Origin of the sequence: Streptomyces sp. NBC_00019 (assembly GCF_045041015.1) — a bacterium.
Classification (GTDB): Bacteria; Actinomycetota; Actinomycetes; order Streptomycetales; family Streptomycetaceae; genus Streptomyces.
In genome coordinates this window covers 9,651,055-9,669,017 of record NZ_CP108302.1, presented here as the reverse complement: position 1 = coordinate 9,669,017, position 17,963 = coordinate 9,651,055, and the positions used below count along the sequence as shown (strand labels likewise).

At 68.5% G+C, this 17,963-nt stretch carries 19 protein-coding genes and 1 pseudogene; 6 read left to right on the top strand and 14 right to left on the bottom strand.

Going from position 1 to position 17,963, the window contains the following annotated elements; all coding sequences use genetic code 11:
- Positions 1 to 20: 20 nt before the first annotated feature.
- Positions 21 to 1,490, bottom strand: a complete 1,470-nt coding sequence (locus OHU89_RS44940; RefSeq protein ID WP_405651497.1) for an aldehyde dehydrogenase family protein — start codon at positions 1,488 to 1,490, stop codon at positions 21 to 23.
- Positions 1,491 to 1,708: 218 nt separating this feature from the next.
- Between OHU89_RS44940 and purU the strand changes: the two genes are divergently transcribed.
- The gene (gene purU, locus OHU89_RS44935; protein ID WP_046263185.1) at positions 1,709 to 2,581 is read left to right on the top strand and encodes a formyltetrahydrofolate deformylase; all 873 of its coding nucleotides are present in this window, start codon (positions 1,709 to 1,711) and stop codon (positions 2,579 to 2,581) included.
- Positions 2,582 to 2,642: 61 nt separating this feature from the next.
- Here the strand turns inward: purU and OHU89_RS44930 are convergent, their stop codons facing one another.
- Positions 2,643 to 3,479, bottom strand: a complete 837-nt coding sequence (locus OHU89_RS44930; RefSeq protein WP_266883957.1) for a 5,10-methylenetetrahydrofolate reductase — start codon at positions 3,477 to 3,479, stop codon at positions 2,643 to 2,645.
- A gap of 3 nt (positions 3,480 to 3,482) precedes the next feature.
- Positions 3,483 to 5,153, bottom strand: a complete 1,671-nt coding sequence (gene betA / locus OHU89_RS44925) for a choline dehydrogenase (RefSeq protein WP_405651492.1) — start codon at positions 5,151 to 5,153, stop codon at positions 3,483 to 3,485.
- A 200-nt stretch (positions 5,154 to 5,353) separates the two neighbouring features.
- Between betA and OHU89_RS44920 the strand changes: the two genes are divergently transcribed.
- The gene (locus OHU89_RS44920) at positions 5,354 to 6,100 is read left to right on the top strand and encodes an IclR family transcriptional regulator (protein ID WP_405654926.1); all 747 of its coding nucleotides are present in this window, start codon (positions 5,354 to 5,356) and stop codon (positions 6,098 to 6,100) included.
- A 1-nt stretch (position 6,101) separates the two neighbouring features.
- Here the strand turns inward: OHU89_RS44920 and OHU89_RS44915 are convergent, their stop codons facing one another.
- From OHU89_RS44915 to OHU89_RS44875, 9 genes and pseudogenes are all read right to left on the bottom strand, one after another.
- Positions 6,102 to 7,232: an aromatic ring-hydroxylating dioxygenase subunit alpha gene (locus OHU89_RS44915; protein ID WP_405651490.1), complete on the bottom strand. Its 1,131-nt coding sequence runs from the start codon at positions 7,230 to 7,232 to the stop codon at positions 6,102 to 6,104.
- 130 nt (positions 7,233 to 7,362) lie between these two features.
- Positions 7,363 to 8,526, bottom strand: a complete 1,164-nt coding sequence (locus OHU89_RS44910) for an NAD(P)/FAD-dependent oxidoreductase (RefSeq protein WP_405651488.1) — start codon at positions 8,524 to 8,526, stop codon at positions 7,363 to 7,365.
- Entirely contained in the window at positions 8,523 to 8,885 is a 363-nt protein-coding gene (locus OHU89_RS44905; RefSeq protein ID WP_266819118.1) for a bifunctional 3-phenylpropionate/cinnamic acid dioxygenase ferredoxin subunit, read from the bottom strand. The genes OHU89_RS44910 and OHU89_RS44905 overlap by 4 nt, the downstream gene beginning before the upstream one ends.
- Before the next feature lie 226 nt (positions 8,886 to 9,111).
- Positions 9,112 to 9,741 (bottom strand): MBL fold metallo-hydrolase, encoded by a 630-nt coding sequence (locus OHU89_RS44900; protein WP_405651485.1) that lies wholly within the window; start codon positions 9,739 to 9,741, stop codon positions 9,112 to 9,114.
- Positions 9,741 to 10,826 (bottom strand): S-(hydroxymethyl)mycothiol dehydrogenase, encoded by a 1,086-nt coding sequence (locus OHU89_RS44895; protein WP_405651482.1) that lies wholly within the window; start codon positions 10,824 to 10,826, stop codon positions 9,741 to 9,743. The genes OHU89_RS44900 and OHU89_RS44895 overlap by 1 nt, the downstream gene beginning before the upstream one ends.
- A 271-nt stretch (positions 10,827 to 11,097) precedes the next feature.
- Positions 11,098 to 11,391: pseudogene (locus OHU89_RS44890) on the bottom strand (BCCT family transporter); the annotation flags it as partial.
- Between the two features lie 273 nt (positions 11,392 to 11,664).
- Positions 11,665 to 11,982, bottom strand: a complete 318-nt coding sequence (locus OHU89_RS44885; protein WP_405651479.1) for a CAP domain-containing protein — start codon at positions 11,980 to 11,982, stop codon at positions 11,665 to 11,667.
- Positions 11,983 to 12,062: 80 nt separating this feature from the next.
- Positions 12,063 to 12,458: a hypothetical protein gene (locus OHU89_RS44880; protein ID WP_405651476.1), complete on the bottom strand. Its 396-nt coding sequence runs from the start codon at positions 12,456 to 12,458 to the stop codon at positions 12,063 to 12,065.
- Between the two features lie 542 nt (positions 12,459 to 13,000).
- A complete protein-coding gene (locus tag OHU89_RS44875) occupies positions 13,001 to 13,438 on the bottom strand; it encodes a VOC family protein (RefSeq protein ID WP_267013937.1) in 438 nt (145 codons plus the stop codon).
- A 236-nt stretch (positions 13,439 to 13,674) separates the two neighbouring features.
- On the opposite strand from OHU89_RS44875, the gene OHU89_RS44870 reads away from it, so the two are divergent.
- Together OHU89_RS44870 and OHU89_RS44865 are read left to right on the top strand one after the other, a co-directional pair.
- On the top strand, positions 13,675 to 14,097 hold the full coding sequence (locus tag OHU89_RS44870; RefSeq protein ID WP_405651474.1) for a hypothetical protein: 423 nt from the start codon (positions 13,675 to 13,677) through the stop codon (positions 14,095 to 14,097).
- A 146-nt stretch (positions 14,098 to 14,243) separates the two neighbouring features.
- Entirely contained in the window at positions 14,244 to 14,519 is a 276-nt protein-coding gene (locus OHU89_RS44865; RefSeq protein WP_405651472.1) for a hypothetical protein, read from the top strand.
- Positions 14,520 to 14,602: 83 nt separating this feature from the next.
- Here the strand turns inward: OHU89_RS44865 and OHU89_RS44860 are convergent, their stop codons facing one another.
- A complete protein-coding gene (locus tag OHU89_RS44860; protein ID WP_405651469.1) occupies positions 14,603 to 15,586 on the bottom strand; it encodes a helix-turn-helix transcriptional regulator in 984 nt (327 codons plus the stop codon).
- 93 nt (positions 15,587 to 15,679) lie between these two features.
- Here OHU89_RS44860 and OHU89_RS44855 point away from each other — a divergent pair, with 93 nt between their 5' ends.
- Positions 15,680 to 16,102, top strand: a complete 423-nt coding sequence (locus OHU89_RS44855; RefSeq protein ID WP_405651466.1) for a VOC family protein — start codon at positions 15,680 to 15,682, stop codon at positions 16,100 to 16,102.
- Positions 16,103 to 16,153: 51 nt separating this feature from the next.
- Here the strand turns inward: OHU89_RS44855 and OHU89_RS44850 are convergent, their stop codons facing one another.
- Positions 16,154 to 16,990: an endonuclease/exonuclease/phosphatase family protein gene (locus OHU89_RS44850; protein WP_405651463.1), complete on the bottom strand. Its 837-nt coding sequence runs from the start codon at positions 16,988 to 16,990 to the stop codon at positions 16,154 to 16,156.
- 200 nt (positions 16,991 to 17,190) lie between these two features.
- On the opposite strand from OHU89_RS44850, the gene OHU89_RS44845 reads away from it, so the two are divergent.
- Entirely contained in the window at positions 17,191 to 17,955 is a 765-nt protein-coding gene (locus tag OHU89_RS44845; protein ID WP_405651460.1) for a class I SAM-dependent methyltransferase, read from the top strand.
- Positions 17,956 to 17,963: the final 8 nt, after the last annotated feature.

The window sequence follows — 17,963 nt, the reverse complement described above, 5'->3', positions numbered from 1 at the left end:
GTTCGACCTTCTTTCGGCGTTCAGCCGCTGAACCAGCGCTGCGGCCGGGGTTGGATGTTCTGCCAGATGTGCTTGGGCTCTCGGTACTCGTTCAGGCCGGTCGGTCCCAGCTCCCGGCCCACGCCCGAGTGCCCGAAGCCACCCCATTCCGCTTGCGGCACATAGGGGTGGTAGTCGTTGATCCACACCGTGCCGTGCCGCAGCCGCCGGGCGACCCGCTGGGCCTTGCCGGCGTCCTGCGTCCACACGGCTCCGGCGAGTCCGTACTCGGTGTCGTTGGCGATGCGTACGGCGTCGTCCTCGTCGGTGAACCGCTCCACGGTGAGCACGGGTCCGAAGGACTCCTCGTGCACCACCCGCATGTCCTGCCGGCACTCGTCGAGCACGGTCGGCGGGTAGTAGTGGCCGTCTGTGAGGGCCGGGTCGTCGGGGCGCGCACCGCCGCAGCGCAGTACGGCGCCCTCGGCGAGGCCCGCGGCGACATACGCCTCGACCTTCTCCAGGTGCTGTGCGGAGATCAGCGCGCCGGTCTCCGCGTCGGGGTCGAAGGGCCCGCCGAGGCGGATCAGTCCGGCGCGGCGGACGACCTCGTCGACGAAGGCGTCGTGCAGGGAGTCCTCGACGATCAGCCGGGCGCCGGCCGAGCAGACCTGCCCGGAGTGCAGGAAGACGGCCGTGAGGGCGAAGTCCACTGCCGTCTCGAAGTCGGCGTCGGCGAAGACCACGTTGGGGTTCTTGCCGCCGAGTTCCAGCGCCACCTTCTTCACGCCCGCCGCGGCGGTCGCCATGATGCGCTTGCCGGTCTCCAGGCCTCCGGTGAAGGAGACCATGTCGACGGCCGGGTGCTCGGAGAGCGGGGCGCCCACCTCGGGGCCGGTGCCCAGGACGAGATTGGCGGCGCCGGCCGGGATCCCGGCCTCCTCGAGCGCCTTCATGAGCAGGATCGAGGTGGAGGGGGTAAGTTCGCTGGGCTTGAGGACGATCGTGTTGCCGGCCAGGAGGGCCGGGGCGACCTTCCAACTGGCTTGCAGCAGCGGGTAGTTCCACGGAGTGATCAGACCACACACGCCGACCGGCTCGTACACGACACGACTGACGGCGTCGTCGCGGCCGGTGTCGATCGCACGGCCGGCATCGGTGCCGCCGAGCCCGCCGTAGTAGCGGAAGCAGGAGACGACGTCGGCGATGTCGTACTCGCTCTCCACCAGCCGCTTGCCGGTGTCCAGCGACTCGGCGCGGGCGAACTCCTTGGCGTCGCGCTCGAGGATGTCGGCGGTACGCAGCAGCAGCGCGCCGCGCTCGCGTTCGGGGGTGCCCGGCCAGGGGCCTTCGTCGAAGGCGCGGCGGGCGGCGGCGATCGCCGCTTCGGTGTCGGGGCGTGTCCCTTCCGAGACGGTCGCCGCGAGGGAGCCGTCAGCGGGACATCGGATCTCCCGGTGCCCGCCGGCCACCGGATCCCGCCATTCGCCAGCCACATACAGGTCTGCCACGCGCCGAGCCTTTCAACAGAAATTCGTTGCGCATCATGCACCCAATTGCTTGTGGTGGAACACAGTGGCGAATGTCCGGACAGACGTCAAGGGGTTCGCCTATGCCGTTCTCACCTTGAGACCACTTGCCCGACCACCCTTGACCGCGGGCCGCACCGCGCCGACCATGTTGCGTATCGCTCACCTTGTTGTGCAATACGCACCAACGGAGGCCGCACATGTCCCCTCGCCCACAACCCGGCCGTGAGTACGTCCTCACCCTCTCGTGCCCCGACAGCGCCGGACTGGTCCACGCCGTGAGCGGCTTTCTCGTCAGGAACTCCGGAAACATCCTGGAAAGCCAGCAGTTCGACAACCGACTTCAGGGCCGGTTCTTCATGAGGGTCCACTTCGACGTTTCCGATCCGAACGCCGATCTGGAACATCTGCGTTACCGGTTCGGTCCGGTCGCCCAGGCCTACGGGATCACCTGGGCGCTGAGCGACGCCTCGACACCGACCCGGACGCTGATCATGGTGTCCAAGTTCGGGCACTGCCTCAACGATCTGCTGTTCCGCAAGCGCACCGGCGCCCTCAACATCGAGATCCCCGCGATCGTCTCCAATCACCGGGACTTCGAGGGGCTCGCGGAGACCTACGGCATCCCCTTCCACCACGTCCCGGTCACCCGGGACACCAAGGACCAGGCCGAGGCACGCCTGCTGGAGCTGGTGCGCGACCTGGACATCGACCTGGTCGTGCTGGCCCGGTACATGCAGATCCTCTCCGACGACCTGTGCAAGCAGCTCGAGGGCCGCGCCATCAACATCCACCACTCCTTCCTCCCCAGTTTCAAGGGGGCCCGACCCTACGACCAGGCCTACCAGCGCGGAGTGAAGCTGGTCGGCGCGACGGCGCACTATGTGACCTCGGACCTGGACGAGGGGCAGATCATCGAGCAGGACGTGATCCGCGTGGACCACTCGCTCGACCCCGGCGACCTGGTCACGGTCGGACGCGACGTGGAGGCCCAGGTCCTCGCGCACGCGGTGAAGTGGCACAGCGAGAGCCGGGTGATGGTGGACGACAACCGCACGGTGGTCTTCCGCTGAGCGGCACCAATAAAGGGGGCGGGGCCGGATTGCGGCCCCGCCCCCTTCGTATGCGAGTCGCTCAGCCGCCCAGCCGGTCCCGCAGCTCGCGACGCCACCGCTCCGTCTCGGCGATCTGGTTGAACGTGAACAGGTGCAGACCGGCCACGCCCGCCGAGGGCGCGGTGAGGGCCTGTTCGGCCCGGGTCAGCAGCCGTTCGGGCGCGTACCCGCCGGGTGCCGCGAACCGCACGAACCACGAGGCGTGCTTCGTCAGGAAGCGCGTCGACTCCCCCACTCCGATCTTCGTCGCCATGGCCAGCAGCTTGGCCCGCTGCACGGGCCCGGCGACGCCCACATGCACGGGCAGGGTGACGTCGCGGCGCCGCAGCCGGGCGATCCACTCCCCCAGGACCCGCGGATCGAAGCAGAGGTTGCTCACGACGTAGGTGGCGTGCTCGCGCTTGTCCCACATCGACTGGATGGTGATGTCGTCGTGGATGAGGGGATGGCTCTCGGGATAGCCGGTGACGCCGACCCGTGCGAACGGGCTGCCCAGCTCGCCCAGTGCGCGCAGCACCGGCAGCGCGCCCTCGTAGGCGCCGGCGGGCGGATCGGCGTCTCCCGCCGGGACGAAGACATCGTCGACCCCGCACTCACGCAGCCGGTCGGCGACCTCTTTCAGGTGGACCTCGTCGCGCAGCAGCCGCGCGGGCACGTGCGGGACCACGCGGTGACCGTGCGCCGCGAGCCGCTCGGTCAGGGCGAGCGTCGGCTCCAGGCCCTTGACCGGCGACGCCGTCACGGTGACGACGACGTCGCGCGGCACATGGGCGAGGACCTTGTCCTCGGTCGCCTTGGCGGGCAGCACCTCGTAGCGGACGCTGTCCAGCAGCGCCCGTAGCCCTGTGGCGGCCAACGTCTATCCCGCCTGCTTCTGGGCGTCGCGGTGGCGGTAGAACGCGGCCTTCGAGGGCGCGAGCGGCTCCTTGCCGAGGATCAGGTCGGCGGCCTTCTCCGCGACCATCATCACGGGGGCATAGATGTTGCCGTTGGTGACGTACGGCATCACCGACGCGTCGACGACCCGCAGTCCCTCCACACCGTGCACGCGCATGCTGGTGGGGTCGACGACGGACATCTCGTCGGTGCCCATCTTGCAGGTGCAGGACGGGTGCAGCGCGGTCTCGCCGTCCTTGGCGACCCAGGCGAGGATCTCCTCGTCGCTCTCCACCGACGGTCCGGGCGAGACCTCGCCGTTGTTGAAGGGGGCGAGCGCGGGCTGGTTGAGCAGCTTGCGGGCCACCCGGATCGCCTCGACCCATTCGCGGCGGTCCTGCTCGGTGGAGAGGTAGTTGAAGCGCAGGGCCGGGTGTTCGCGCGGGTCCTTGCTCTTGAGCTTCACCGAGCCGATGGCGTCGGAGTACATGGGCCCGACGTGCACCTGGTAGCCGTGGCCGCCCGCGGGCACGGAGCCGTCGTAGCGGACCGCGATCGGCAGGAAGTGGAACATCAGGTTGGGGTACTCCACGTCCTCGTTGCTGCGGGCGAAGCCGCCGGCCTCGAAGTGGTTGGTGGCGGCCGGACCCTTACGGAAGAGCCACTGCAGGCCGATGAAGGGGGCGCGCCACTTCGCCAGGTAGGGCTGCATGGAGACGGGCTGTTTGCAGGCGTACTGGATGTACACCTCCAAGTGGTCCTGCATGTTCTCGCCGACGCCCGGGAGGTCGTGGACGACGTCGATGCCGAGGGCGCGCAGTTCCTCGGCGTTGCCGACGCCGGAGAGCTGGAGCAGCTGCGGGGAGTTGATGGCGCCGCCGCACAGGATGACTTCCCTGGCGCGGACCTGCTGGGGGGCGCCCTTGCCGCGCTGGTACTCGACGCCGACGGCCTTCTTGCCCTCGAAGAGGACGCGGGTGACCAGGGTGCGGGTCTTGACGGTGAGGTTGGGGCGCTTGCGCACCGGCTTGAGGTACGCCTTGGAGGCCGACAGCCGGCGCCCGCGGTGGACGTTGCGGTCGAACTTGGCGAAGCCCTCCTGCCGGTAGCCGTTGACGTCGTCCGTGGGGGCGTAGCCGGCCTCCTCGGTGGCCTTCTGGAAAGCGGTGAAGAGCGGGTTGGTGGCGGGGCCGCGTTCGAGGACGAGGGGGCCGTCGTGGCCGCGGAACTCGTCGTCCGGGTCGGCGGCGAGACAGTTCTCCATCCGCCGGAAGTACGGCAGACAGTGCGCGTAGTCCCAGCTCTCCATGCCCGGGTCGGCCGCCCAGCGTTCGTAGTCCAGGGGGTTGCCGCGCTGGAAGATCATGCCGTTGATGCTGCTGGAGCCGCCCAGCACCTTGCCGCGGGCGTGGTAGACGCGGCGGCCGCCCATGTGGGGCTCGGGCTCGGACTCGTACTTCCAGTCGTAGAACCGGCTACCGATGGGATACGTCAGCGCCGCGGGCATCTGGATGAAGACGTCCCACGGGTAGTCGGACCGGCCGGCCTCCAGAACCAGCACCCGGTTCGCCGGGTCCGCGGAGAGCCTGTTCGCCAGTGCGCTGCCGGCCGATCCGCCGCCGACGATGACGAAGTCGTATTGCAGGGGAGCCATGGTGCCTCGTCTCGCTCGCGCCGTAGATATGCGAGGCATGCTAGCGCCGTAGCGTTATACGCACCAGGTTGCGAACGGCGCAACTTCGGGGACGTTGTTTCGGTGCCGTTACTTGCAGTCGTGTTGTTTACTACGCGTATAGTTTCACTGTGAGCAACTACAGCACTGACACAGAAACGTCGAATTCACAAGCCGGCGGCGTGCAGTCCGTGGACCGTGCCATCAGCGTCCTGGAGATCCTCGCTCAGCGTGGCGAGGCGGGCGTCAGTGAGGTGGCGGGCGAGATCGACGTCCACAAGTCCACCGCGTTCCGCCTGCTCGGGGCACTGGAGGCGCGCGGTCTGGTGGAGCAGGCGGGCGAGCGCGGCAAGTACCGCCTCGGCTTCGGCATCGTGCGGCTGGCCGGCGCGGTGACCGGGCGTATCGACATCACCCAGCAGGGCCGCCCGATCTGCGAGCGGCTCGCCGAGGAGATCGGCGAGACCGTCAACATCGCGGTCATGCAGGAGCACTACGCGATCAACCTGTACCAGGTGCGTGGTCCGGGGGCCATCACCGCGCACAACTGGGTCGGCCAGCTCACCCCGCTGCACGCCACGTCCAGCGGCAAGATCCTGCTGGCCCACATGCCGGCCAAGGAGCGCACGACGCTGCTCACCGAGACCGGCATGAAGAAGGTCACCGCGCGGACCATCACCGCGAAGACGAAGCTCGAGAAGAACCTGGCCGACGCCCGGGAGCGCGGCTACGCCTTCACCCTCGAGGAGCTGGAGATCGGCCTGCACGCCATGGCCGCCCCGGTCCGCGACCGCGACGGCACGGTCATCGCCGCACTCAGCGCCTCCGGACCCGCGTACCGCTTCACCGAGGAGCGTCTGCACGAGGTCTCCCCGGTGCTCCTCAAGGGGGCCGAGGAGATCAGCCACCGGATGGGTTACCTGGGCTGAGTCACCCCAGGGGCGTGCCCAGACGCTCGTTCACCCAGTCGTGGAAGGCACCGATGTGGTGCTCACTGGGTACCAGTACGCCACCCTTGGCGTACATCCGGGAGCTCATCCCGGGCTGTGTGCGCTCGCACGCGTCGAAGTCCTGCCGGTTGACCCGGTCGAAGAGCTCCACGGACCGGCTGACATCCTTGCCGCTCTCGACGACGTGCGGGAGGTAGAGCCAGTCGCACTCGACGATCGTGCGGTCGACGGACACCGGGTACATCCGGTGGAAGATCACATGGTCGGGGACGAGGTTGATGAACACCTGCGGCCTGACGGTGATCGCGTAGTAACGCCGGTCCTGATCCTCGGCCACCCCCGGAATGCGGTCCAGACCCTCCGAGCCGTCCACGGTGAAGCCCTGGACCTCCTCACCGAACTCCGCCCCGTGGCCCACGTAGTACTGCGCCGCGTAACCGTCCGCGAACTCCGGGAGCACCTCGGTGAGTTCGGGGTGGATGGTCGCGCAGTGATAGCACTCCATGAAGTTCTCGATGATGAGCTTCCAGTTGGCCTTCACGTCATAGACGATGCGCCTGCCGACCGACAGATTGTCGATGTCGTAGCGCTCGATCGACTCCACGTCGCCGAGACGGGAGACCACCTCGCCGATGACGTCCTCCTCGAAGGACGGCGGGTTCTCCGCGAGGCACACCCACACATAGCCCAGCCATTCACGCACGGCCACGCTCACCAGGCCGTACTCGGTACGGCCGACGTCGGGCATCTTGGTGAGGTTGGGCGCCGCGACGAGCTTGCCGTCGAGGCCGTAGGTCCAGGCGTGGTACGGACATTGGAAGGCCCGCTTGACCTCGCCGGACTCCTCTGTGCACAGCTTGGCGCCGCGGTGCCGGCAGACGTTGAAGTAGGCGCGGACTGAGTTGTCACGCGCCCGGGTGACGAGGATGCTCTCGCGGCCGACGTCGACGGTGCGGAAGGCGCCGGGCCGGGCCAGTTCGGAGGCGCGCGCGACACAGAACCACATGGTCTCGAATATGCGCTCCTGCTCCTGCGCGAAGATCTGCGGATCCGTGTAGGAGGAGCCGGGGAGGGTGGCGATCAGGCTGTCCGGCAGACCGGTCGAGGTCACGGGGCACTCCTCGGAGAACGTCATGGAGGGGTCATTCACGCGCCGGGAAGAGCGACTCCGGACGGTGTTGTGTATGGAGCAACGCTGCGTGCCATATGCAACCGCAGCATGGGATGTGCCAGAGGCGGTGTCAAGAGCCCGCGGCGGCGAGCTGCTTGCGCCAGCGCGTGAACAGCCGCGGCTGGTTCATGCCGAGCACGGCGACCGGATCTCCGGCGCGCCGATAGACGGCCAGCACGTCACGGCCGTCCGCGGTGCCCGCCTCGACGGTCACGCTGTCGGCGGCCGCCGCGTGCCCGACGAACTGGATCTTCACGCCGTACTGGTCGGACCAGAAATACGGCGGCCGGGGCACACCCGGTTCCACCGCGCCGCCCGCCAGCAGCGTGGCGATCGCGGCGTCGGGCCGCTCCCGGGCGCCGGTCCAGTGCTCGACACGGCGGTGGAAGCCCGCGCGCGGGTCGTACCAGTTGGCGCAGTCACCGACCGCGACCACCCCGGCCAGGGTGGTGCGGCCGTCGGCACCGCACTTGACGCCGTTGTCGAGCTCGACGCCGGATCCCGCCAGCCACTCGACGCACGGACGCGCACCCACACCGACGACGACGATGTCGGCCGGGACGCTGCGGCCGTCCTCGAGCAGGACGGCGTCGACCCGGCTCTCCCCGCTCAGCCCCTTGACCCCCACGCCGCACAACAGCCGTACGCCGTGGTCGGTGTGGAGGGCGGAGACGACGGCGCCCATGGCCTCCCCGAGCGGCGCGGCAAGCGGCGTCGGGGCCACCTCGACGACGGTCACGTCCAGACCGAGGGCGTACGCCGTGGAGGCGACCTCGGCGCCGATGAAGCCGCCGCCGATCACCACCAGCCGTCCGCCGCGGGCCAGTTCGTCCCGCAGGGCGCGGGCGTCGTCCAGGGTGCGCAGGGTGTGCACTCCCGCCAGGCCCTCGGAGCCGGGAAGGGTGCGGGCCGCCGCCCCGGTCGCGATGACGATGCCGTCGGCGCGCACCTCACGTCCGTCGGCCAGCCGGACCGCGCGGTCCGTACGGTCGAGTCCGACGGCGCGGGTACCGAGCAGCCACTCCGCCCGCAGGTCCTCGTCACCGGCCTCCAGGGAGAGTTCGGTCTCACCGAGGGTGCCGGCCAGGAACTCCTTGGAGAGCGGGGGCCGGTCGTAGGGCCGGTGGAGTTCGTCCCCGATGACGACGAGCCGCCCGTCGTAGCCCTGCTTGCGCAGTGAGCGCGCCGCCGACAGACCGGCCAGCGAGGCGCCGACCACGGCGACGGTCCTCACGCGGGACCCCCGGCGAGCCGGGCAGATATGCAGGGCGGGAGGTTGGGTGCCGCCGTGGACACCCGGACGTAGACCATGCCGTCCTCGACGAAGACCTCGTGCGTCCGGACCGGCAGCTTGGCCGGCGGGGCGTCGACCGCTCCGGTCCTCAGGTCGAACTTCGAGGCATGCAGCGGGCATTCCACCTCGCAGCCCTCCAGCCAGCCGTCGGCGAGCGAGGCGTCCTGGTGGGTGCAGGTGTCGTCGATGGCGAAGAGCTCGCCGTCGTCGGTGTGGAACACCGAGACCGGCGGATCTGTGTCGAGCCGGTGGGCCTCACCTCGCGGGAGATCCGCGAGACGGCACGCGGGAATCATCATGACACCTCGGTGCGTATAGCGAAACGGATTGCGGTAAGCGCAACATCAGTCTGGGGTCGGCCAGAAACCTTGTCAAGGCATTCAGAGAGCACTGTGAGCCGTTCATCTTGTTGCGTACAACAGAACCAAGTTCACATAGAACAACAGCAGCCCGCCGTATCGGCTCGCGACAGCGGCGAGCCGATACGGCGGGTCCATACGGGTATATAGGGGACGTCCGCGGGCGTCAGAAGCCGCGGTCGATCCACTCCTGCACATGCGGAGCCTCGGCGGCGACGGTGGTCGTGTCCCCGTGTCCGGTGTATACGACGGTCTCGCCGGGAAGCGTGAGCAGCCGGTCCCGGATCGAGTCGACGATGGTCGGGAAGTGGCTGTACGACCGTCCCGTCGCCCCGGGTCCACCGGCGAACAGCGTGTCGCCGCTGAACAGCGCCGCCAGGGCGGGGGCGTGGAGGCAGACCGCACCCGGGGCGTGCCCGGGGGTGTGCAGCACGGTCAGTTCGACGCCGGCCACCGCGAGCACCCAGCCGTCGGCAAATTCGCCGTCGGGCGAGCGGTCGGGGTGGGTCTGCTTCCACAGCGGCAGGTCGTCCGGGTGGAGCAGGATCGGGGCGCCGGTGCGCTCCGCGAGTGCGGGCGCCGCGTCGATGTGGTCGTTGTGGGCGTGGGTGCACACGATCGCCCGCAGGGTCCGTCCGCCGACGGTCGCCGCGATGGCCTCGGCGTCGTGCGCGGCGTCGATGACGATCACCTCGTCGTCGTCGCCGACGATCCACACGTTGTTGTCGACGTCCCAGGTGCCGCCGTCCAGCGAGAACGTGCCCGAGGTGACGAGATGTTCGATGCGGGCCGCCATCAGAACACCACCACCGAGCGCAGGACGTCGCCGCCGTGCATCCGCTCGAAGGCCTTCTCCACCTCGTCGAGTGCGATGGTCTCCGTGACGAAGGCGTCCAGGTTCAGGCGGCCCTGCAGGTAGAGGTCGACGAGCATCGGGAAGTCCCGCGAGGGCAGGCAGTCGCCGTACCAGGAGGACTTCAGCGAACCGCCGCGGCCGAAAACGTCCAGGAGGGGAAGTTCGAGCTTCATCTCCGGGGTGGGCACGCCGACGAGGACGACGGTGCCGGCGAGGTCGCGGGCGTAGAAGGCCTGCTTGTACGTCTCCGGGCGGCCGACCGCCTCGATGACGACATCGGCGCCGAAACCGCCGGTCAGCTCACGGATCGCCTCGACCGGGTCGGCGTTCCTGGAGTTGACGGTGTGGGTCGCACCCAGCTTCTGGGCGGTCTCCAGCTTGTTGTCGTCGATGTCGACGGCGATGATCCGCGCCGCGCCCGCGAGGCTGGACCCCACCACCGCGGCGTCCCCGACGCCCCCGCATCCGATCACCGCGACCGTGTCACCGCGTCCGACGTTGCCGGTGTTGATGGCGGCGCCGAGGCCCGCCATCACCCCGCACCCCAGCAGACCCACGGCGGCCGCCGACGCGGCCGGGTCGACCTTCGTGCACTGCCCCGCCGCCACCAGCGTCTTCTCGGCGAACGCGCCGATACCCAGCGCCGGCGACAGCTCGGTGCCGTCGAGCAAGGTCATCTTCTGCTTCGCGTTGTGGGTGTCGAAGCAGTACCACGGCCGGCCCCGCAGACACGCTCGACACTGCCCGCACACCGCGCGCCAGTTGAGGATGACGAAGTCACCGGGGGCGACATCCGTGACGCCCTCCCCCACCGCCTCCACGACACCCGCCGCCTCATGGCCCAGCAGGAACGGGAAGTCGTCGTTGATGCCACCCTCGCGATAGTGCAGATCGGTGTGGCAGACCCCGCAGGCCTCGACCTTCACCAACGCCTCGCCCGGCCCCGGGTCGGGCACGATGATCGTCTCCAGGCTGACGGGGGCACCCTTGCCCCGCGCGACGACAGCACGCACCTGGTGCGTCATGGCCACTCCTCGGCTGGTCGAGACTCGAATCAGATGTTGCTCATTACGGCACGCATCTCATGTGTCGCAACACAGCATCATGCAGCACCGAGCGGCGGTCAAGGCACGCGACGGGGGTTCTGGCGGCTGTACGGCTTCGCCGTCGAGCAGCGCGAATGCGGACGGGGCCGTGGCCGTGGCCGTGGCCGAAGAGTGTCGGCTCACCGGACCCCGCCGGGCACAGGTCCCTGCGGCCTCGGCGGGCGGAGGGTGCCGCGGGCTCCGCGGGCGCCGCGCTGTCGTTCGGCGAAGCCGGTCCGATACGGAGCATGAGGTCGCCGTCGTACCGCTCGTGGCCGGCGATGACGGCCGTCTCGAGGCCTCCTTGTACTGGCGGCCGCGGATGACGGACGGGGCATGGCGCAGATCCCGGGTGAGCGCGAGCCGGGATGAAGGGGTCCGCCGCGAGGATGGTGAGGTTCCGCAGTCCGGTGAGTGCGTCGCCCCTGCCGCCGCCGATGAGCAGCATGACGGCGGCGACCGCGCCGGTCAGCACGCCCCAGAAGGCCACGACGTCCGGCGAGGGGCCACGTTCCCGGGCGACGGCTGGGGGGAGGTGCATCCCAGGAGATCGACCGTTGCCGGTCGCCGCACGCCGGCCGGACACGTGAGTGACGCGTCTCTGCCGCCCGAACCGGCCGGTTGTCGGCGCGGAAGCAACTCCTTCAGGGCGTGCTCGGCGAAGCCGCCGGCCCCCGGGCACCGAGTTCGGGGTGCTGCCGCTCCCCCCTCCGGCCAGAAGCGTTGAACTTCGGGCCGGAGCAACGACAGGCCGGGGACCTGCTGATTCCTCTTACGGCTACGCGGCCGAGCCGAAGTCCTGCGTCCAGTAGTAGCCCGGCTGGGCCAGGCCGATACCGATCTCCTTGAAGCCGCAGTTGAGGATATTGGCCTTGTGACCGGAGCTGTTCATCCAGCCGTCCATGACGCTCTCGGGAGTGCTGTACCCGTAGGCGACGTTCTCGCCCGCCGACCTGAACTTGTACCCGACGCGGGCGAGCCGGTCACTCATGGACGACCCGTCGGAACCGGTGTGGGACATGTTCTCGTGATCGGCCATGTCCTGGCTGTGGTCCTGAGCGGCCTTGGTGAGCTTGGCGTTCTCGGTCAGCGGCACAACCCGCCTTTTCGCGCTCGGCGTTGACGAGAACCAGCACACGATCCGTGGGTCCGGGAGCGGCACTGCCGGCGGAGGGGCTAGGGGCGCTGCTGGAGCTTGTGGCCTTCGGAGAGGCCGAAGGCGAGGTGGACTCGTCGGGCGAGTCGGAGGTGGGCGTGGCGGACGGGCTGCTGGATACCGACGGCGACGCGCTCGGGGCGGCGCTGGAGGGAGAGGCCCCCCGGGGCGCCGGACGGAGCAGACGTGGCCGAGGTGCCCGAGGCGGACGCGACCGGTGACGCCGAGGGCGTCGGATCGGCTACGGGATCCGCCTTGCCCCCTCCCCACCAGGGGAACGAGACGACCCGCCAGCCTCCCAGCCCACTACCGCTTGCCTGGGCGATCGAAGGAACGCCCACAGCGCCCACAACCACGACGGCTACCGCGGCACCGGCTATTTTCTGGCGTTTCGATTTCTGACGGTGCTTGCTCATACGTGGCCTCATTCGGTGATCCGGAATTGTGCAGCAAAAAGCAGCACCCCGTAGCGAGACCGGGTGCGCACAACGGCTCGCCTCGGCCCTGGCGAGCCCGGTCATTATGGGGATCGCTCAGCACACCGGGCAACGAACGCCCGTGCCGCTGACGGGTGTTGGCGCAATGACCCTCGGGAGTCGAGCGACCGCCGTTCGCACGCCCCCTGCAACGCCCGCACCCACTCGCGACCAGCCCGGAAGGGCTCCTCCGCAACCGCGATCACCGGCACCACGGAGCAGTCGAATGAGCCGTTCACGGCGACAAGCTCCCGGTTAGGCTTCAAAAGAGCACAGTTATTACCTTCGGTAACAAGTCAATCGATGCCATCGAGCGCAATTCCGGCGTGACGCACATCACTTCAATTCGAAGTGTGAGAACGACGGCAACCTTTCGGCTCCCAGTGGCGACTGGGAACCAGTTCGCTGAAGGTCGGCAGCCGCACCAGTGGATGCCGCGGGACTTCTGGCGGCATCTGAAGAACCGCTACGGCCACTAGCCGTCAGTTCTTCTTCAGCTCCTCGGCGAGCATCACAAGGATGCCGCTGGGACCGCGGAGGTACGTGAGCTTGTAGATGTCCTGATAGGTCGCCACACCGCGAAGCGGACGGCATCCGTGCTTCGCGGCTGCCTCAAGGGCTTTGTCGATGTCGTCGACCGAGAAGGCGACGCGATGCATGCCGATCTCGTTGGGAAGAGTGGGCTCCGTCTCGATCGCTTCGGGGTGGATGTACTCGAAGAGCTCAAGGCGACCCTGACCGTCCGGCGTCTGGAGCATCGCGATGTTGGCGTGATTGCCATCAAGGCCGACGGCGGTGTCGGTCCACTCACCACTGACCGTGTCACGGCCGAGGACCGTGAGACCGAGGTCGGTGAAAAAGGCGATCGTTGCTTCGAGGTCGCGGACGGCGATGCCGACGTTCTCAAGTTTGATGGCCATGCGTCGCATGCTATCGAGCCGGGCTGACAATCCGCTCGGCGACCGCCGTCGTGAAAGAGCGAGGCCGGCAGCGTCGCTCTGTCCTCCAGGACTCGGTGCGGGTCCCTGACATCTGTCAGGGACCGTTGGGGCCGACCGGCCTCTACGTTGCTGTGCGCACCCCCCTCTCTCAGTCCGCAACGGCCCGATCTCGCAGAGGACCACTCCGCTCGACACCCACAGGAGCAACGCAGCCCATGCGTCCCCAGCGATCCCTCCTCGCTGCGGTCGGCACCATGACCCTGGTGCTGGCCTCCGTCTTCGCCTCCGGCACGGCCCAGGCGGCGTCGTTCGCCACGTCCGCCGTCGCTCCGACGATCTCACCGGCCGCCCCCTCACAGCTGGTGCCCTCCGGCAGCCACCTCACCTGCGACACAGGGAACTTCTGTGCCGGCGTCTGGGACCCCACGGTCAACCAGTGGCGGGTCTTCTTCCTGTACGACTGCGACCGCTACTACCTGTCGAACTGGCATGGCACGGGCGAGGTCAAGAACAGCCAGACCGACGACGCCCAGGCAACGACCTACGGTCAGAACGGCGACGTGATCCAGACCTTCCCGGTCAGCACGGACGCACCCGACGTGGACTGGGAGCCCGTCTGGTCGATCCGCAACTGCTGACCAGCAACTACAAGGAGGTACTCGCGATTTTCAGCAAACTCACGAGGATCGCGGTTTCCGCCGTCGCGGTAGCTGGGTCGCTCATCGCCGTCACCGCCGGGCCCGCGTCCGCGACTCACACCGATTACGGATGCCCGTACGGAGCCGTGTGCCTCTACAACAACGCCGACCCGAACTCGGGTATCCAGAACGGCGGTGTCTACTGGGCCTATGGTCCGCACAACCTCAGCAACCAGTACGGCGACCACTACGTGATGAACAACCAGTACGACGACGCCTGGGTGGAGCTGTGCACCGGGTACAACGGAACTGGCAGAGGAACCACCATCATCTCCGCGGGGTGGGGGTTCCCCCAGAATCTGAGCCCGACCAATTCCATCGTGCTGGGTACCGGCAACAACTACCCCTGCTCCCCTCCGTGATCCGTACGTAGCCCGGACGAGGCCGCCGGGCCGTTCTCGACATCCTCGCCCGAGCCAACAAGCCCGCCGCACGAGAGACACGGTCACTCTGGCCCTGCCGCGCGTGCGGCGCGGGCGTAGCGGGCGGCGAGGTCCGCGCATGCCGTGGCCAGTTGGGGTGGGCCGATGACTTCGATCTCGGTGTCGAAGCGGCCGATGGCGGCGGCGAGTCCGGTCCATGACCAGGAGCCGAGGGTGAGCCGGCAGTGGTGGGGACCGAGTTCCTCGACGATTCCGTCCTGGGCGAAGGGCGCGATCTCGACGGCTGGGAGGTGGAGGACGACTTCGCCCTGGCAGGGCCAGTCGGTGGTGGCGCCGTCGTTGCCGCGGAACCGGCCGGTGATGAAGGCGGAGACGCTGCCGCCGGGGAGTTCGCGCGGGGTGAAGCGGGGGCCGGTGGGGGTGCGGGGCCGGATACGGTCGACGCGGAACGTACGCCAGTCCTCGCGGTCCAGGTCCCAGGCCACGAGGTACCAGCGATTGAGCCGGGTGACCAGGTGGTGGGGTTCTACGCGGCGGAGATCGTCGACTGAGGTGCTTGGGCCCAGGGTGTAGTCGAAGCGCAGTTCCTCACGGGCGTGGATGGCGCGGCTCAGCTCCACCAGGACATGCGTGTCGACCTGAGGGGCATCGCGGGCCACGGGTGGTGGGACAGCGGTGATGCGCAGCAGGTCGATGCGGTGGCGCAAGCGGGATGGCATCACCTGGCGGAGCGTGGCCAGGGCGCGGGTGGCGTCCTCGGCGACGGTCGCGTCGGCGGCCGAGGTCTGCAGCGCGACCGCCAGCGCAACGGCCTGGCCGTCGTCGAACAGCATGGGCGGCATGTGGGTGCCGGCGTCCAGGCGGTATCCGCCGGCCGGTCCTTTGACGGTCGTGATCCGGTAGCCGAGTTCACGCAGCCGATCGATGTCACGGCGCACGGTGCGCGAGGTGATGTCGAGACGCCCGGCGAGATCCTCGCCGGACCAGTCACGGTGCGTTTGCAGCAGCGAGAGCAGCGCGAGCAGTCGGGAGGATGTCTTGTGCATGAGATCCATCCTGCCTGCAGTACAGGACACATCCTGTCCGCTACCTCCGCCAGGGTGACCTACGTCTTCGTCACTTGAGGCAAGGAGCAGATCATGTCCGTCACGACCACCACGCACCTGAACTTCCGGGGCACCGCGCGTGCGGCGCTGGACTTCTACCGGTCCGTCTTCGGCGGACGCACCGTCGCGGTGACCTACAAGGACGCGGGCGCCGTGCAGAACGAGAGCGAGGCGGACTGGGTGATGTGGGGCGAGGTGGCCGGCGACAACGGCTTCCACATCATGGCCTACGACGTGCCCTCGCAGCTGCCCTGGAACCAGGGCGAGAACCCGTTCTTCGTCTCCGTACGCGGTGACGCCAGCGACGAGATCAGTGCCCTGTGGGGCAGGCTCGCCGAGGGCTCGACCGTCGTGCGCCCGCTGGAGCAGGCGCCGTGGGCGCCGCTGTACGGCATGCTCACCGACCGCTTCGGCGTCACCTGGGTCCTGGACGTCACCGCCCCGTACAACGGCTGAGCCGACCGACCCCGTCCAGGCCGCCGCGGCCACCTGGACGGGCCGGACGCCTTACGACAGGTTCAGGTCGCTGTGCAGCACGTAGTGGTCGGAGTACGAGCTGGGTTCCACACTGTGCCTGAGCGGGGTGATGCCTCGTAGGAAGACGTAGTCGAACTTGCTCTGCCACTCGGTGGTCGGCTTGCAGACGCCGACGGAGGCGGGACGGCACTGCGGGTCGGTGTCCGTGGCCAGCGCCCAGATCGGGGACAGCTCGGGAGCGTCCGGCACGGCGTTGAAGTCGCCAAGGACGATGGCACGGTCGTGCCGGGCGATTTCCTTGGCGAGTACGCCGGCCTGCTTCGCCCGGATCTCTTCCTGCCGTCGTTCGGCGAAGTGGGTGTTGAAGACCCGGACGGACTGGCCGCCCACCTTGGTGGTGACGGCCATGTAGCCGCGGTCCTCGGATCCGCCGTCGGGGTACTCCACGTTGACGCGATCCGTCATCGGAGCCGCCGACAGAAGCGCCTGACCGTAGCCTCCCGGATTCCACGGCGCTCCCCCGCAGCGACCCCAGTTCTGCAGGACCGACCCGTACTCGACGTGGTAGACCAGCCCGAAAAGGCTCTCCAGGTAATCGCGGATCTTCTTCACGTCAGGCGCGCACGCCTCCTGCACGGCAATGACCTGCGGCGCGTACTCGGCGATCTCCGCCGCCCGATCGACGTTGCTCTCCTCGCACGGGTTGCACAGATTCCACGTCATCACCCGGTTGGGAACGACCTTCTTGACCGCGCCGGCGGGCTCCGACCTGCCGGAGAGAGCACCGCCCAGTGCACCGGAGCCGACGAGCGCCATGCACGCGACGATCACCGCGCCCGCGAACAACCCCGCGCGCCTACCGAACACCAAGGCCTCCCCAATATCGATACACACGGCACCCAACGTCCTGTGCTACGTATGTACGAGGTTATGGGACCCGGTTGTCGACCACACATTCACGGCTCCGGAAACGGCGGCAACTCGTCCATGAGCCGCAGCAGCCTCCGGGCAGGGGCGTGCCCACAATTCCGTTGCCGGGCACCGGCCATCTTCGATCAAATGCCTCCATGACTCATGACGGCCACACGGACCATCTGGAGCAGAACCGACGGTATTGGGATGACCAGGCGGCCGCATGGCACGGCCCGCTCGCCCGTGATCACTGGGCTGAGGTGGAACCACGCTGGGGATTGTGGGCGACCCCGGAGTCACAGGCCTCCGTGCTTCCCTCCGACATTGCCGGGATGCGCGCCATCGAGTTGGGCTGCGGTACCGCCTATGTCTCCGCCTGGCTGGCCAGAGCGGGTGCCCATCCGGTCGGGATCGACCTCTCCGAGCAGCAGCTCAGCACTGCTCGGGCCATGCAGGCGGAGTTCGGCATCGACTTCCCCCTTGTCCTGGGCGATGCCGAGAAGGTGCCTTACGAGGACGACTCGTTCGACCTGGCGATCAGCGAATACGGCGCCTCGCTGTGGTGCGACCCCTACCGGTGGATCCCGGAGGCAGCCCGGCTCCTCGCTCCCGGAGGCCGACTGGTGTTCATGCGCTACTCACCCCTGTTCGCTCTGTGCGTGGGGCCCGAGGGATCGGCGTCCACCTCTCTGTCCCGCACGCAATTCGGCCTGACCCGACTGAACGGAGGGAATAATGTGCAGTTCGTCCTGCCGCACGGCGAGACGCTTCGTCTGCTCCGGTCCTGCGGGTTCGTCGTCGAGGACCTGATGGAGATACAGGCACCCCGGCCTACGGAGCGGGACTACTCGGAAGTGTCCGCCGACTGGGCCCGGCAATGGCCCAGCGAGGAGATCTGGAAAGCCCGTCTGGCGGGCTGACGGCGCCG